We start from the raw sequence: 15,125 nt of genomic DNA on the forward strand, positions 1-15,125 counted from the left end.
CGCCAGCTTAGGGGGCGTCTCGCCGATCATGCCCGGCTCGCGGGGCCCGGCCCGATCGGCAAGACAGCCCAAGGGGGTGTCCGGCGGCGGGCCGGGCCCGCCGTCGTGACGCCCGCTCGGGTCAGCTCAGCGCGGGCACCTCCAGGGTCAGGGTGCCGCTCTCCGCGTCCAGGACCGCCGGCACGCCCAGCGGCATGGTCAGTGCCGGCTCGCCGTGCCCGAAGCCCAGCTCCTCCACGACCGGTACGCCCAGCCCGCCGAGCCGGTCGAGGAGCACCGACCGTACGGCGTCGTACGGACCGCACTCCGCCCAGGAGCCGAGCGCGATACCCGCGACCCCGTCCAGCCAGCCGGAGCGCACCAACTGGGTGAGAATACGGTCCAGGCGGTACGGCTCCTCGCCCACGTCCTCGATCAGCAGCAGACCCCCGGCCGCCGAGGGGCGTCCGTACGGGGTGCCGACATCCGCGGCGAGCAGGCTGACACAGCCGCCGAGCGTGACCCCCCTGGCCCGGCCGGGGACGAGTGCCCCGGCCGTCTCCAGCCCCAGCGTCCGTACCGACTCGGGTTCGAACAGCGTGGCGCGCAGCGACTCCTGGGTCCTGGCGTCCTTGAGGAAGGTCATGGCGGCGACCATCGGGCCGTGCAGGGTGGCCAGGCCCATCCGCCGGGCGAACGCCTCGTGCAGCGCGGTGATGTCGCTGTAGCCGACGAACACCTTGGGGCCCGCGGCCCGCATCGCCGTCCAGTCGAGCAGATCGGCCATGCGCTGAACCCCATAGCCACCGCGTGCGCAGAGCACCGCCTCTACGGACGGATCGCACCACGCCTCCTGGAGATCGCGCGCCCGGTCCTCGTCCCTGCCCGCGAGATACCCCAGCCAGGGGTGCCTCTCCAGAACGTGCGGGGCGACGACCGGGTCGAGGTCCCAGCCGCGCAGGATGTCGAGACCCGCTTCGAGCCGCTCCTGCGGTACGGGCCCGCTGGGCGCCACCACGGCCACCCGCGCCCCGGGCCGTAGCCGCGCGGGCCTGATCAGCGGCGCCGCAGAAGCGGACGGAGTGCCGGGCGCGGACGTGGCGTTCGGCGTCGTGGTCACTTCTTCAGCTCCAGCCTCGGGATGTCGGCGCGGTCGATGGAGAAGGTCTGCGCGTACAGGGACAGTTCGGCCTCCAGTGCGCGGATCATGGTGTCGGCCCTGCGAAAACCGTGCCCCTCGCCCTCGAAGGCGAGATACGCGTGCGGAATGCCGCGGCCCGAGACCCGGTCCAGGAACCGCTCGCACTGCGCGGGCGGGCAGATCACATCGTCCAGGCCCTGGAGCAGCAGGAAGGGCGTCGTGATCCGGTCGACCTGGTGCAGCGGCGAGCGCTCCTTGTAGCGCTCGGGGACCTCGGCGAGCGGTCCGATCAGCGACTCCAGATACTGCGACTCGAAGTCATGGGTCTCGTCGGTCGCCCAGCCCAGCAGATCGAGGATCGGATAGATGATGGTGCCGCAGGCGTAGACACCGGTGGTGGTGAGCGAGGCGGCGGCCGTCCAGCCGCCCGCGCTGCCGCCCCGAACGGCGAGTCTGGCCGGGTCGGCGGTGCCCTCCGCGGCGAGAGCCTCGGCGACGGCCGCGCAGTCCTCGACATCGACGACGCCCCACTGTTCGCGCAGCCGCTCGCGGTAGGCCCTGCCATAACCGGTGGACCCGCCGTAGTTGACCTCGGCGACTCCGATTCCCCGCGAGGTGAAGTAGGCGATCTCCAGATCGAGGACGAGCGGGGCATGGCCGGTGGGTCCGCCATGGGCCCAGATCACATAGGGCGGCAGCTCGCCCTCGGGCGCGCGGTGGGCGGGGTGGTGCGGCGGATAGATCTGGGCGTGAATCTCCCGGCCGCCGGGTCCGGTGAAGGTACGTATCCCGGGCTCCGGGTAGTAGGCGGGATCCACCGGGTCGTGGTGCTCCGCGCCGATCACCCGGGCATGGCCGGTGGCGGAGTCCAGCTCCACGATCTCGTACGCGCTGCGCGGTCCGGCCGCGACCCCGATCACCCTGTCGCCCCGTACGGCGAGGGTGGGCGCCCATTCGGTCCAGGGCCCGGCGGCGTCGGCCAGCTCACCGGTCGCCGGGTCGAGTACACCGAGCGCGGTGGTGCCCGTGCCGTGGATGACGGCGATCAGCCCGTTCTCCAAGGGGTGGAACCACTGGAGGCCGATCTTCCAGAGCGGCCCGCCGAACTCCTCCCTCCGGCCGGGGCAGAGGCCGGTGCTCGCGATCACCCCCGGCGCTCCGGCCGGGCCGAGCGCGTCGGGGCGGATGCGCTGAAGCTCCCACCAGCCGCCGGCGTCGGAGACGAAGAGCAGTGAGCCGTCCGGCGCCCAGTCGGCCTGTGCCACGGACTCGTCCGTGTCCCCGACCACGCTTCTGACTCCCGTGAACGGCCCGGATTCCGTGACCTCCCCCAGCATCACGACCGTGCCGTCCCAGGGCATCTGCGGATGGTCCCAGGCGATCCAGGCGGCATGGCGCCCGTCGGGCGAGAGCCGGGGTCCGGTGACAAAGCGGTGCCGGTCGTCGGACAGCTCCCGTACCGCGGAACGGTCCTCGGCGGCCGATCCGTCCAGCGGGACAGCCGCGATCACCCGGCGTACATCGGTGGGCCCTTCGCCGGTGAACTCCTCCAGCACGCACCAGACTTCGCCCCGGTCGGGAAGCAGCCGGGGATCGGCCCAGCGCAGTCCTCCGCCGGTCGCCGACACCGGGGTGAGCGGGCGCGGCGCGGCGGCGCCGTCCGGCTCGTACGCGTACAGCCGCTGGTCGGGGAAGTGGACGAAGACGACCAGCGGGCCGCCCTCGGGCCGGGTGGCACCGGCCCAGGGCAGACCGCCGTACTCGATGACCCGGCTGCGGACATTCCAGGGCGCCGGCAGCACCGACTCCTCCCGGCCGTCCGCCCGCCGCCGGACGAGTGCGCGCCGCCCCGCCTCCGCCGGGCGCGGCTCCGTCCACCACACCTCGTCGCCGACCGTCCCCACATACTCGGGGCGCCCGTCGTGCGAGGCTGCGAGGGTGGCGTCGATGGGGGAAGGCCAGCTTCCGTAGGCATCCACGGACCGCGTCATCGGCATGGTCGGCGCTCCTAAGCGGTCTTCAGATAGTGGTCGAGGACTCGGACGCCGAAGTGCAGCGCCGAGACGGGCACGCGTTCGTCGACTCCATGGAAGAGCGCCTGGTAGTCGAAGCCCGGGGGGAGCTTGAGCGGCGAGAAGCCGTAGCCGGTGATCCCGAGCCGGGAGAACTGCTTGGCGTCGGTGCCGCCCGACATGCAGTACGGCACGACATGCCCGTCGGGGTCGAAGCGCTCGACGGCGGCGCGCAGCTTGGCGAAGGTCGGCGAGTCCACCGGCGCCTGGAGCGCGGTCTCCCGGTGGTGGAACTCCCACTCCACGTCCGGCCCGGTGAGCTGGTCCAGGGTGGCGCGGAACTCGTCCTCGCCGCCGGGCACCGTACGCCCGTCGACAAAGGCGGTGGCCCGGCCCGGAATCACATTGACCTTGTAACCGGCCTCCAGGACGGTCGGATTGGCGCTGTTCCGGATCGTCGCCTCGACCAGCGCGGCGGCCGGGCCGAGCTTGCCGAGCAGCCCTTCCGGGTCAAAGTCCGCCGCGTCGACATCGGCGTGTATCCCGTGGAGCGCGGCGAGTTCGCCGAGGGCGGCCCGGACCGTGGGGGTGAGCCGGACCGGCCAGGGGTGTTCGCTGATCCTGGTGATGGCGGCGGCGAGCCTGCTGACCGCGTTGGCGCGGTTCACCTTGGAGCCGTGGCCGGCCCTGCCATGGGCGGTGAGCTTGAGCCAGGCGGTGCCCCGCTCCCCCGCGCCGATCGGGTAGAGCGCCATTCCGGGGCCCGCGTGGTAGGTGAAGGCCCCGGATTCGCTGATGCCCTCCGTACACCCCTCGAACAGCTCGGGATGCCGCCCGGCGAGAAAGCCCGAGCCGTCGGCGGCGCTGGCCTCCTCGTCGGCGGTGTAGGCGATCACGATGTCCCTGCGCGGCCGGACCCCCGACCTGGACCAGGCGCGGACGACCGCCAGGATCATCGCGTCCATGTTCTTCATGTCGACCGCGCCGCGCCCCCAGACCACGCCGTCCCTGACCTCTCCGGAGAAGGGGTGCACGGTCCAGTCGGCGGGCTCGGCCGGGACGACGTCGAGATGGCCGTGGACGAGGAGCGCGTCGGCGGACGGATCCGTGCCCTCGATCCTCGCCACCACATTGGTGCGGCCCGGAGTCCGCTCCAGTAGGAGGGGGTCGATGCCCGCGTCGGCGAGACGCTCGGCGACATACTCGGCCGCGGGCCGCTCCCGGCAGTCCCCGCTCCCGTTGTTGGACGTGTCGATACGGATGAGATCCGAGGTGAAGGTGACCACCTCGTCGAGCGCTGCGGAATCAGGAGCCACGCTCGTGTCGATGGGCGTCATGTCAGCCATACTGCTCCTCCACCGAGGCCGAAACGATCGTGGTCACCGCTTTGAAGGTACGAATGGCCTCATACATCGTCCCGCTGGTGTACGTCACACGCCGCTCACCGCTCACCGCCACCCCCGGCACCACCGTGGCCACCTCGGAGAGATGGGTGGCGTCGAACTCCAGCTCCAGGGTGAACGGGCCGCCCACGACCGGTTCGTACCGCCCGGCCAGCGCCGTGGCCTCCTTGGCGGCGGCCCGGATGTCGGCGGCGGTACGGGCCGGGGTCCTGCACACCGCGGCGTACCGCGAGACATGGTCCTTGACGGCGACCTTGCGGGCCTCCGGTGCGTACCCCTCGGCGTCCTTGCAGGTCAGGTCGTCCCCGGTGACCAGGACCACCGGCACGCCGTACTCCGCGACCACATGTGAGTTCAGCAGGCCCTCGCTCGCCCGCGCTCCGTTCAGCCATACCCCGGTGAGCGAGTTGGCCAGGTAGGTGTGCGCGAGCACGCCTTCCGTACCGGCGCCGGTGTGATAGCCGACAAAGGCGATGCCGTCGACATCGCCGTGCTGCACACCCTCGACCATGGAGAGCGACTTGTGCCGCCCGGTGATCATCTGCGCGCGCTCGTCCAGCCGCTCCAGCAGGAGATTGCGCATGGACCAGTGCGCCTCGTTGATCAGGACCTCATCGGCGCCGCCTTCGAGAAAGCCGAGCACAGCCGCGTCGACATCGGACGTGAACAGGGAGCGGCAGCGCTCCCACTGCGGTGTGCCCGGCAGGACGTCAGCGGGCCAGGTCACCCCGGTGGCGCCCTCCATATCGGCGCTGATCAAGATCTTCATGGCTGGAACCGTACGCGTCCCCGCCGCACCCTGCCAGCCCTGTGGAAAACCACCGCGGCAGACCGGCGGCATGCCCGGATCTCTGCCCCGGTACCGCCCCGGTACCGGTCAGGCCCGCCAGGCGCCGCGCGCCGCCTCCGCCCTCGCGAACTCGGCGAAGTCACGCGGCGGCCGGCCCAGTGCCCGCGCGACCCCGTCGAGAACGGGAGCCTCCCGGCTCGTCCTGATCGGCTTGAGCGCGTCCGTCCAGATCGCGGCCTCGGCCTCGGACACCCCCCGCGAGATCAGACGCGCCCGGTACGCGGCCTCGTCCAGCGGGAGATAGCGGGCCCGGTGGCCGGTGGCCTTCCCGATCTCCTCCAGGGCCTCGTCGACGGTCAGCGCGCGGGGCCCGGACAGTTCGTACACCCGGCCCTCGTGCCCCGGTCCGGTGAGCGCGGCGACCGCGACCGCCGCGACATCCTCGGCGTCCACGAACGAGGCCGCTCCGTCCCCCGCGTACAGCCCGAGTTCGCCGGCGGCCACCTCGTCCCGGAACGCGCCCTCGCTGAAGTTCTGCGCGAACCAGCCCGGCCGCAGGACCGTCCACGGCACCCCCGAGGCCCGTACCGCCTTCTCCCCCTCGATATGCGGGCCGCCGTCGAAGGCCGGTCCGAAATAGCCGGGAATATCTGCCCCGCGTGCCGAGAGCAGCACCAGCCGGCCGACTCCGCACGCCACGGCCTGTGCCACCAGATCGGGGGTCCTGGACGGGGCGGTGTCCAGCGGGACGATGTACACGGCCGAGGCGCCGTCGAGCGCGGCCTTCCAGGTGGAGCGTTCCTCCCAGTGGAAGCGGGTGCCCCCGGACCGCGACGCGACGCGCACCGGCACCCCCGCTCGCGCAGCCGGGCGACAACCCGACGGCCGGTCTTGCCGGTGCCGCCGATGACCAGGATCGGTTCAGGTGTCATGACGGAAGTCTCACCCTTCGGGCGCCCGTCTCACGCACGTCGCCGCATCCGACACGATCACCGATCCCGGCCGGCAGCTCGTCGAGCCGCCCTCGTCCCGCACCCGCCCGATACGCTGGGCCATATGGATGAGGACTTGCGCTCGCTCGTGGACCGGGTGCGGGACGAGTCCGGCGGGTCCGCCTCGTACGCGCGGCTCGTCGCGACCGAGGACCTCGACGAGCTGGCCGCCGTCCTCACCGAGCGGGGACGGCCCCTGTGGGCACGCGAGACCGCCGCTTTCCGGCTCGGCTGTGCCGGTGACCGGCGGGCGTTCGAGACGCTGGTGCTGCTCCTCAACCACCGCGACCCCGAGCGCTGTGTCTCCGCCTCCTACGCCCTGGCCCGGCTGGGCGACCCGCGTACGCCACGGGCAGCGGCCGCGCTCGCGACCAATGAACTCCGCACGGCCTACGCGCTCCACCCCATACGGCTGCTCACCGCGTTACGCGCCCCCGAGTCCGTACCGGCGCTGATCAGCACCCTCGAACGGCTGCTGGCACCCGACGAGCCGCACTGGCGGGTGGCACTGGCCTGTGTCGAGGGCCTGGGCACGCTCGGGGACGGCCGGGCGCGGGCCGTGCTGGAGGCCGCCCGGGATCATCCCCGTCTCGGCTCCGCCGCCACGGACGCGCTGAGCCGTCTCGCGTAGCGCACTTCGGACACCGACACTCCGTCCACCTCGAACTGCGCCTCCGTGCCGTCCGGAGCGAAGCCCGCCCTGGCGTAGAAGCGGCGGGCCCGGTCGTTGGCCGCGAGGACCCAGAGCAGCAGCGAAGACGCGCCCGCCGCCTCGGCCCTGGCGGTCAGCGCGTCGACCAGCGCGCCGCCCACCCCCGTACCGATCCGCTCGGGCAGCACATACAGGGCGTACAGCTCCGCCGTCCTGTCCGGCACGCCCTCGTCGCGGCTCGGGCCGCAGCACCCCCAGCCGACCACCTGGCCCGCCCGCTCGGCCACCAGATCGACCACCCGGCCCTCGCCCTTGGCCAGATACTCCCGGCGGCGGGCCGCGTCCTCCTCGATGCTCATCGCGTCCAGATACGTCTGCGGTACCACCCCCCGGTACGCGTGCTGCCAGCCGCGCACCCGGACCGTGGCGACGGCCTCGCAGTCGTCGAGTGTCATCTCACGGATCCGGACCGCGGCGGCGGCCTCGGCCCGGCCGGGCGCCGCCGGTTCGTACGCCGGGCCGCTCGGCGGCCCGGGCGCGGGCTCGGGCTCGGCGGTGGCGCAGGAGGCCGTGGGCTCAGTCCTTCCCGCCATCGGTCCCCCCGACGATCGCGAACGCCTCTATCTCCACCAGCAGTTCCGGCCGGAACAGCGCCGCGACCTGGACCGCGGAACTCGCCGGCGGACGTGCCGTGTCGATCACCGCGTCCCGTGCCTCCCGTACCGCCGGCAGATGCGCCACATCGGTGACGAAGTACGTCAGCTTGACGACATCGGCGAAGCCTGCCCCGGCCGCGGCCAGACAGCGGCGCAGATTCTCGAACACCTGCCGTGCCTGGGCGGCCGGATCCCCCTCGCCGACCACCTTGCCGTCCGCGTCGAACGCGCACTGGCCGGAGACGGCGACGAACCGGCCCGTGCCCCAGACGACATGGCTGTAGCCGTTGCCCGGAGCGACACCGTCGGGGGCGGGCAGATGCGTGAGTTCAGTCATGCGCCCATCCTTGCCGATGCCACTGACAATCGGCCAAGAGGTTTCCGTGACCTCTGTGGCCGCCGGTCACAGCAGTGTGAGCTGGGTCGCCGCCGGACGGACCGGCAGATCGGGACGCGCGGGAAGTTCCGGGTCCCGGGGCACGGATATGCGCCGGGCCTCGCCGCGCCCCGCGGGCCCGATCCCGAACTCGTCGGCCAGTTCGTGCACCTGCCGGGTGATCCGCCGCTGGTACCACTTGGGCGCGTACGCGCCCTCCGCGTAGAGCCGCTCGTACCGAGCCACCAGATACGGGTGGTGCCGCTCCAGCCAGGACATGAACCACTCGCGCGCGCCCGGCCGCAGATGCAGTACGAGCGGGGTCACCGAGGTGGCCCCGGCCGCGGCGATCGACCGTACCGTCGCCCTGAGCTGGTCGGGGCTGTCGCTCAGGAACGGAATGACCGGCGCCATCAGCACCCCGCAGCCGATCCCGTTCTCGGCCATCGTCCGCACCACGTCGAGCCGCCGCTCGGGCGAGGGCGTACCTGGTTCAACCGTGCGCCACAGCTCCTGGTCGGTGAAGCCGACCGAGACCGAGATCCCCACCTCGGTGACGGACGCCGCCTCCCGCAGCAGATCCAGATCGCGCAGGATCAGCGTGCCCTTGGTGAGGATGGAGAACGGGTTGGCGCGGTCGCGCAGGGCCGTGATGATGCCCGGCATCAGCCGGTACCGCCCCTCCGCGCGCTGGTAGCAGTCGACATTCGTCCCCATCGCGATATGCGCCCCCTGCCAGCGGCGCGAGGCGAGCTGGCGCCGGACCAGCTCCGGGGCGTTGATCTTGACCACGATCTGGGAGTCGAAGCCCTGGCCCGTGTCGAGATCGAGATAGCTGTGGGTCTTGCGGGCGAAGCAGTAGACACAGGCGTGTGTGCAGCCCCGGTACGGATTCACCGTCCATTCGAACGGCATACGGGACGCCCCCGGCACCCGGTTCACAATCGAACGGGCACGGATCTCGTAGAAGGTGACACCACGGAATTCGGGTGTGTCGAACGTCCTGGTGGTCACCGCGTCCGTACCGAAGAGCGCGATGTCCCCGGTCGCCCCCTGCATTGAGGTGTTCTCGACCAGATTGTCCCAGCGCATGGATACCTCCTCGGTAGCACTCACCTCAGAATAGAACACACGTTCCCTTGATCGCCCGCCGAGCGGATTTGGGCGGGCGTACCGGAGGGTGGTTGGCTGGCCGCACCCCACCCGGAACGAGTGCTGGAGGAACAGCCATGGCGCAGGTCGAGGCCACCACGGAGCGGATCATCGCGGCGGACCCGGAGACAGTGTTCGACGCGCTGGCCGATTACGAGAACACCCGGGCGAAGCTGCTGCCCGCGCAGTTCAGCGAGTACGAGGTGCGGGAGGGCGGCGACGGCGAGGGCTCGCTCGTCCACTGGAAGCTCCAGGCGACGAGCAAGCGGGTGCGCGACTGTCTGCTGGAGGTGACCGAGCCGACCGACGGACAGCTCATCGAGAAGGACCGCAACTCCTCGATGGTCACCACCTGGACCGTCACCCCCGCCGGCGAGGGCCGCTCGAAGGCCGTCGTCACGACCGTCTGGGACGGCGCGGGCGGGATCGGCGGGTTCTTCGAGCGGACCTTCGCCCCCAAGGGTCTTGGCCGTATCTACGACGTGATCCTCGAAAGGCTCGCCGCCGAGACGGAGAAGGCGCGCGAGAACGGCTCCGGCGAGTAGCCGTACCGGCCGAGAGCCCCAACCGGCCCGTCCGGCCGGACAGTTCGACTCGTTGCGGCAGGTCTCGGCGTGTCACCGCCGGGGTCACCGATACGAGTGGTTTTCCCCGCGGCGCCGTTGCGCGCCCCCGCGCGACACGTCGCGGGAAAGCCCCTGATGAGCGCCCCGGCGCAGGCTTCACCGCTCAACCCGCCCCCGTCACAACCCCGTTCAGCCGGAGAGCCTTCCGCTTGCTCCTGCTTGGCGTGCAATGTGAAGTATGACGCCGCGCAGGTGCGACGAGGGGAGCAGTACGTGGGCGGGACCACTCTGGTCAAGGGCGGCGGGCAGGCCATCGAGTACGAGAACGGTGCCGCGCGGGCCGCGGCGCTGCCCGTGTCCGCCACCGCGGACCCTCCGCCACCACCGCCCGCCATGGGCACGGCCCTCGCGGAACCCCTCAGCCCCCGCCGGGTGCGGCTCGTCTTCGTCGGGCTGATGCTCGCCCTGCTGCTGGCCGCTCTTGAGCAGGTGATCGTGGCCACCGCGCTGCCGAAGATCGTCGGGGAGCTCCAGGGCCTGGACCGGATGTCCTGGGCGATCACCGCGTATCTGCTCACCGCCACCATCGGGCTGCCCGTCTACGGCAAGCTCGGCGATCTCTTCGGCCGCAAGGGCGTCTTCCAGTTCGCGATCGTCGTCTTCGTCATCGGGTCCGCGCTGGCCGGCTGGTCCCGCACCATGGACCAGCTCATCGCCTTCCGTGCCGTCCAGGGCATCGGCGCCGGCGGACTGATGATCGGGGTGCAGGCGATCATCGCGGACATCGTGCCCGCCCGTGAACGCGCCCGCTTCATGGGGCTGATCGGCGCCGCCTTCGGGCTCGCCTCCGTGGCCGGGCCGCTGCTCGGCGGCTTCTTCACCGACCATGTCTCCTGGCGCTGGTGCTTCTACTTCAATGTGCCCTTCGGGCTGATCACCCTCGCCGTCGTCGCCGTGGTGCTCCGGCTGCCCAAACCCACCGCCCCCGCGCGGCTCGATGTCCTCGGCACCCTGATGCTCGCCGCCGCGTCCACCTGTCTGGTGCTGCTGACCAGTTGGGGCGGGACGGAGTACGCATGGGACTCCCGGGTCATCGTCGGTCTCGCCGCGGGAGCCGCAGGAACCACCCTGCTGTTCCTGGTCGTCGAGCACTTCGCGGCCGAACCGCTCATCCCCCTGCGGCTGTTCCGGGACACGGTCTTCAACATCACCAGCCTGGTCGGGGCGATCGTCGGTGTGGCGCTGTTCGGCGCGGCCAGCTATCTGCCGACCTATCTCCAGATGGTCGAGGGGGCCACCGCCACCGAGTCGGGTCTGCTGATGCTGCCCATGATGGGCGGCATCGTCGTCGCCTCCGTCGTCTCGGGCCATCTCATCACCCGTACCGGCCACTACAAGATCTATCCGGTGCTGGGCAGCGCGCTCTCGGTGGCGGGCATGTGGCTGCTGTCCCGGCTGGACACCGGCACCTCGATGACCGAGAACGGTGTCGCGCAGGCGGTGCTGGGACTGGGGATGGGCCTGGTCATGCCGGTGCTGATCCTCGCCGTGCAGAACGCCGTACGCCCCGCCGACCTCGGCACCGCCACCAGCGCCAACAACTACTTCCGGCAGATCGGCGGCAGCGTGGGCGCCGCCGTCTTCGGCACCCTCTTCGCCGACCGGCTGGCCGACGCGCTCGCGGCCCGTATCCCCGCCGGGGCCGGCCTGCCCGACGCCGAGTCCATCACCCCTCAGGCGGTGCACGCCCTGCCGCCCGCCGTCCGCGACGGCTATGTCCAGGCGTACGCGGACGCCATGCCCCGGATCTTCCTCTACCTCGTGCCGGTGCTGGTCCTCGGCCTGTTGATCGCCTTCTTCCTCAAGGAGAAACCACTGGTGTCCCAGAACGCCTCAGCCGCCGAGTCCGTCACCGTCCCGGTCCCCGGCGCGCGCACCGCGCCCGCGGGGCCCGCCGCCCCGCCGCCCGCGCCCGCCCCGTACACCTCGGGAGTGGCGGTGTGCGGCACGGTGCAGCACCACGACGGCTCCACGGTGCCCCGGGCCGCGCTGACCCTGATCGACGTCCATGGACAGCAGATCGGGCGCGGGGCGAGCGGCGCGGACGGGCGGTACGCGCTGAGTGTGCCGGGCTCCGGCTCGTATGTGATGATCGCGGCCGCCGCCGGACACCAGCCGCAGGCCGTCACGGTGACCGTGGGCGAGCGGCCCGTCGAGCTGGATGTGGTCCTCGGCGGGGCGGGACGGCTCGCCGGTGCCGTACGTACCGCCGACGGCACGCCGGTGCGCGACGCCGCCGTGACCCTCACGGATGTACGGGGCGATGTCGTCGCGTCCACCCGAAGCGGCCGCGAGGGCGCGTATGTCATCTCGGAGCTGGTGGCCGGGGAGTACACCCTCGCCGCGAGCGCGCCCGCCTTCCGGCCCGCGGCGCTGCCGGTCAGTGTGCAGGCGTCGCGCGAGACCCGGCAGGACATCGAGCTGGCGGGCGGTGCGGTGCTGCGCGGTACGGTACGGGCCGGCGGCGGCCGTCCGGTCGAGGACGCCCGGGTCACCCTTCTCGACGCGGCGGGCAATGTGGTGGATACCCTCACCACGGGTTCCGACGGCACCTTCCGGTTCGTGGACCTCTCCTCCGGCGAGTACACCGTGATCGCCGCGGGCTATCCGCCGGTCGCCACAGTCCTTCATATGGCGGGCGGCGGACGCACCGAACGCGATCTCCAACTGGGCCACGAAGATTGACTGAATTTCAGTCAATAAGCAGTTGCGCGCGGGCGCACCACCTATTGGTTCATTGACCGGCGCAATGCCTGTCAAGGGCCGTACCGTGGAGGGCGGAGCCGCGGATCCTGGCGGCAGGGAAGGAGCCTCCCACCCATGGACAGTGGTATTCCGCCGGGACTGCCGCGGCGGTCCGCCGCGGCCGGCCGGATTCCGCTCGCCGTGGTCGTCGTGGACGGTGACGGCCTGGTGTCGCACTGGTCGTCCGGTGCTCGGCGGCTCTTCGGCCACCCCAGGGACGAGGCGGTGGGACGGCACGCCGGAGATCTGATGCCGGTCGCCGGGGCCCTCGCGGAGGACGAGCGCGGGGTGGCGCACGGCGGCTGCGACGGCTATGACGAGCTCGGACCGGAACTGCACGCCCGGGGCTCCTACCCCACCGCGGGCCGCGCGAAGGTCTCCCATCCGGAGCGCGGCCGGCTCGATGTGCTGTGGTGGGCCTATCCGCTGATCGGCCCGGGACCGGGGCGCCATCTCGTACTCGCGGCGGACGCCGGGCAGTTGCGCCCCGAGACGGCCGGGGAAAGTGCCGCGGACTTTCTGCGGATCGCCCCGGGTTTCGCCCATCACACGGAATTCCCGGACGCGGACGCATTGGCCCGGCGGCTGCCCGACATTCTGCCGAACATGGGCCCCGCCGAAGCCGGCCGCATTGTCGCCCAGGTACTCGAACTGGGATATCCCGTCGTGGAATTCAGCCATCACGACCGGGTGCCGGTCACGCCCGACTGGGGTGTGACCCGACGGTCCGCCGTACGGTACGAAAGCCCCGGGGCCGGGCCCGTACCGGCGGGGGCCGAGCCCGTACTCGCGGAGGCGCGGTTCAGACGAAGAGCGGTGCCCCGTCCCGAACTCGACCTCGAATACGCCGCGGTGCGTGAGCGTCTGGAGTTCCTGAACGATGTCAGCGGGCGTATCGGATCCTCGCTCGATCTGGCCCATACGATCCGCGAGGTCACCAGCGCCGCCGTCCCCCGCTTCGCCGACTTCGCGGGTACGCATCTGCGGGCCGCGGTCCTGGCGGGGGAGGGATTCCCGGACGGACCGCCCGACGCCACCACCGTCTGGCACCGGGTCTGGGTCGAGCACAACGACGAGCCCGGCCGCTGGGACGATACGGTGCCGGTCGGCGAGGCCTTGCCATTCCCCGAGCACACCCCGTTCTTCCAGTGCATGGTCACCGGGGAGCCGGTGCTCATCCCGCGGCTGAGCGAGGAGATGGGGAATCGTATCTCCGCGGAATTCGAGAAACGCGATCTGCGCCCGCTCATCAACCACCGGTCCATGCTGCTGGTTCCGCTGAAGGCGCGGGGCGTCGTACTGGGATTCATGGTGCTGATGCGGCGGCCCGGCCGCGAGCCGTTCGACGACATGGACCGTACGACCGGCGCCGAACTGGCCGCGCGGGCGGGGCTCGTACTGGACAACGCCCGGATGTACACATACCAGGAGAATGTCGCCGAGACCCTCCAGGACAGCATGCTGCCGCACATCGCGCCGCGCATGGCGGGCTGTGACATCGCCACCCGCTATCTGCCCGGTACCCGGCTCGGCCGGATCGGCGGTGACTGGTTCGACGCCGTGAAGCTGCCCGGATCGCGGACCGCGCTGGTCGTCGGAGATGTGATGGGCCACGGGCTGAACTCGGTTGCGATGATGGGCCAGTTGCGCACCGCCGTACAGACCATGGCGACCATGGAGCTGCCGCCCGCCCAACTGCTCCGCAATCTCGACGACTTGGCGCAGCGCCTCGGCGAACGGTATCTGGCGACCTGTCTGTACGCGGTGTACGACCCGATCAGATCCGAGGTCCAGATCGCCAACGCCGGTCATATCCCACCGGTTCTGGTCCGTGCGGAGGACGGCAGTGCCGAGGTCCTCGACCTGCCGACCGGAGCGCCCATCGGTGTGGGCGGAGTGGCCTTCGAGACGGTGTCCGTACGGGTCGGGCCGGGCGACCGGCTGGTGCTGTGCAGCGACGGGCTGATCGAGGTACGCGATGAGAACATCTGGGAGGGCCAGGGCCTGGCCGCGCTGTGCGCGTCCGCCGCGCATCCCGCCGCCGCCATGGACACCGCCTGCGACACCATCATCCGCGCGCTCAACACCCGGGAAGGGCGCAAGGACGCTGTGGCGCTGCTGATGGCGCGTCTCAACGGCATTCCTGACAGCGATGTCGCGGAGTACGAACTCGCCCTGGATCCACGCGAGGTGGGCCGGGCGCGACGGCTGGTGCGCGACCGACTGCTGGGCTGGTCGCTGCCGGACGCGGTGGAGACGGCCGAGCTGATGGTGAGTGAGCTGGTCACCAACGCCATGAACCACGCGCGGTCACAACGGGTCGGACTGCGGCTGGTCCGTACGGACGCCCTGCTGTGCGAGGTGACCGACGACGCACCGGCCCCCGCGGCCCTGCTGAGCACACGGCCCGACGACGAGTCCGGGCGCGGGCTGCGGGTGGTGAGCACGCTGGCGCACGAGTGGGGGACGAGCAGTACGGCGTACGGAAAGACCGTCTGGTTCGAACAGACCCTCACCCGGAAGGTGCCCGGCCGCTACCACGGCCGGTGGACCAACCCTCCCGGGCTCTTGCCCCCGCGGCCGACGGGACGGTAGTCCGCG

The 15,125-nt window shown here is 71.5% G+C and carries 11 protein-coding genes and 1 pseudogene; 4 read left to right on the forward strand and 8 right to left on the reverse strand.

The features are described 5' to 3' along the window. Positions 1-121 precede the first annotated feature (121 nt). The 5 genes and pseudogenes from KQY30_RS06265 to KQY30_RS06285 form a co-directional block, all read right to left on the reverse strand. Complete coding sequence (locus KQY30_RS06265) at positions 122-1,099, reverse strand: LD-carboxypeptidase (RefSeq protein WP_217305952.1); 978 nt, start codon at positions 1,097-1,099, stop codon at positions 122-124. After that, on the reverse strand, positions 1,096-3,117 hold the full coding sequence (locus KQY30_RS06270) for a prolyl oligopeptidase family serine peptidase (RefSeq protein WP_254406972.1): 2,022 nt from the start codon (positions 3,115-3,117) through the stop codon (positions 1,096-1,098). Before KQY30_RS06270 ends, KQY30_RS06265 begins: the two co-directional genes overlap by 4 nt. A gap of 11 nt (positions 3,118-3,128) precedes the next feature. Next, complete coding sequence (locus tag KQY30_RS06275; protein WP_217305953.1) at positions 3,129-4,478, reverse strand: M20/M25/M40 family metallo-hydrolase; 1,350 nt, start codon at positions 4,476-4,478, stop codon at positions 3,129-3,131. Beyond that, positions 4,471-5,304 carry a M55 family metallopeptidase gene (locus tag KQY30_RS06280; protein WP_217305954.1) on the reverse strand — a complete coding sequence of 278 codons (834 nt, stop codon included), beginning with the start codon at positions 5,302-5,304 and terminating at the stop codon, positions 4,471-4,473. The genes KQY30_RS06275 and KQY30_RS06280 overlap by 8 nt, the downstream gene beginning before the upstream one ends. A 108-nt stretch (positions 5,305-5,412) precedes the next feature. After that, a pseudogene (locus tag KQY30_RS06285) lies at positions 5,413-6,257 on the reverse strand (NAD(P)H-binding protein). Positions 6,258-6,381: 124 nt separating this feature from the next. Between KQY30_RS06285 and KQY30_RS06290 the strand changes: the two are divergent. Next, positions 6,382-6,948, forward strand: a complete 567-nt coding sequence (locus KQY30_RS06290) for an adenylosuccinate lyase (RefSeq protein WP_217305955.1) — start codon at positions 6,382-6,384, stop codon at positions 6,946-6,948. On the opposite strand, the gene KQY30_RS06295 is transcribed toward KQY30_RS06290, so the two are convergent. The 3 genes from KQY30_RS06295 to KQY30_RS06305 all read right to left on the reverse strand — a co-directional run bounded on the left by KQY30_RS06295 (position 6,897) and on the right by KQY30_RS06305 (position 9,093). Next, positions 6,897-7,562, reverse strand: coding sequence for a GNAT family N-acetyltransferase (locus KQY30_RS06295; RefSeq protein WP_217305956.1), 666 nt, complete (start codon positions 7,560-7,562; stop codon positions 6,897-6,899). The two genes, KQY30_RS06290 and KQY30_RS06295, sit on opposite strands and share 52 nt — an antisense overlap. Then, positions 7,546-7,962, reverse strand: a complete 417-nt coding sequence (locus KQY30_RS06300; RefSeq protein WP_217305957.1) for a RidA family protein — start codon at positions 7,960-7,962, stop codon at positions 7,546-7,548. Before KQY30_RS06300 ends, KQY30_RS06295 begins: the two co-directional genes overlap by 17 nt. 66 nt (positions 7,963-8,028) lie before the next feature. Next, complete coding sequence (locus KQY30_RS06305) at positions 8,029-9,093, reverse strand: Rv2578c family radical SAM protein (protein ID WP_217305958.1); 1,065 nt, start codon at positions 9,091-9,093, stop codon at positions 8,029-8,031. Positions 9,094-9,230: 137 nt separating this feature from the next. On the opposite strand from KQY30_RS06305, the gene KQY30_RS06310 reads away from it, so the two are divergent. The 3 genes from KQY30_RS06310 (at position 9,231) to KQY30_RS06320 (ending at position 15,119) form a co-directional block, all read left to right on the forward strand. Beyond that, a complete protein-coding gene (locus KQY30_RS06310; protein WP_217305959.1) occupies positions 9,231-9,698 on the forward strand; it encodes an SRPBCC family protein in 468 nt (155 codons plus the stop codon). 414 nt (positions 9,699-10,112) lie between these two features. Further along, on the forward strand, positions 10,113-12,464 hold the full coding sequence (locus KQY30_RS06315; protein WP_217310788.1) for an MFS transporter: 2,352 nt from the start codon (positions 10,113-10,115) through the stop codon (positions 12,462-12,464). 135 nt (positions 12,465-12,599) lie between these two features. Beyond that, entirely contained in the window at positions 12,600-15,119 is a 2,520-nt protein-coding gene (locus KQY30_RS06320; RefSeq protein ID WP_217305961.1) for a SpoIIE family protein phosphatase, read from the forward strand. The last annotated feature ends 6 nt before the right edge of the window (positions 15,120-15,125 follow it).

This window comes from Streptomyces sp. GMY02 (genome assembly GCF_019056675.1).
GTDB lineage: Bacteria > Actinomycetota > Actinomycetes > Streptomycetales > Streptomycetaceae > Streptomyces > Streptomyces odonnellii.

What these genes read in the sequence shown, in the direction of transcription:
- KQY30_RS06270 (WP_254406972.1), bottom strand. Translation starts at nt 3,117, where the DNA reads ATGCCGATGACGCGGTCCGTGGATGCCTACGGAAGCTGGCCTTCCCCC.
- KQY30_RS06275 (WP_217305953.1), bottom strand. Translation starts at nt 4,478, where the DNA reads ATGGCTGACATGACGCCCATCGACACGAGCGTGGCTCCTGATTCCGCA.
- KQY30_RS06280 (WP_217305954.1), bottom strand. Translation starts at nt 5,304, where the DNA reads ATGAAGATCTTGATCAGCGCCGATATGGAGGGCGCCACCGGGGTGACC.
- KQY30_RS06290 (WP_217305955.1), top strand. Translation starts at nt 6,382, where the DNA reads ATGGATGAGGACTTGCGCTCGCTCGTGGACCGGGTGCGGGACGAGTCC.
- KQY30_RS06295 (WP_217305956.1), bottom strand. Translation starts at nt 7,562, where the DNA reads ATGGCGGGAAGGACTGAGCCCACGGCCTCCTGCGCCACCGCCGAGCCC.
- KQY30_RS06300 (WP_217305957.1), bottom strand. Translation starts at nt 7,962, where the DNA reads ATGACTGAACTCACGCATCTGCCCGCCCCCGACGGTGTCGCTCCGGGC.
- KQY30_RS06305 (WP_217305958.1), bottom strand. Translation starts at nt 9,093, where the DNA reads ATGCGCTGGGACAATCTGGTCGAGAACACCTCAATGCAGGGGGCGACC.
- KQY30_RS06310 (WP_217305959.1), top strand. Translation starts at nt 9,231, where the DNA reads ATGGCGCAGGTCGAGGCCACCACGGAGCGGATCATCGCGGCGGACCCG.
- KQY30_RS06315 (WP_217310788.1), top strand. Translation starts at nt 10,113, where the DNA reads ATGGGCACGGCCCTCGCGGAACCCCTCAGCCCCCGCCGGGTGCGGCTC.
- KQY30_RS06320 (WP_217305961.1), top strand. Translation starts at nt 12,600, where the DNA reads ATGGACAGTGGTATTCCGCCGGGACTGCCGCGGCGGTCCGCCGCGGCC.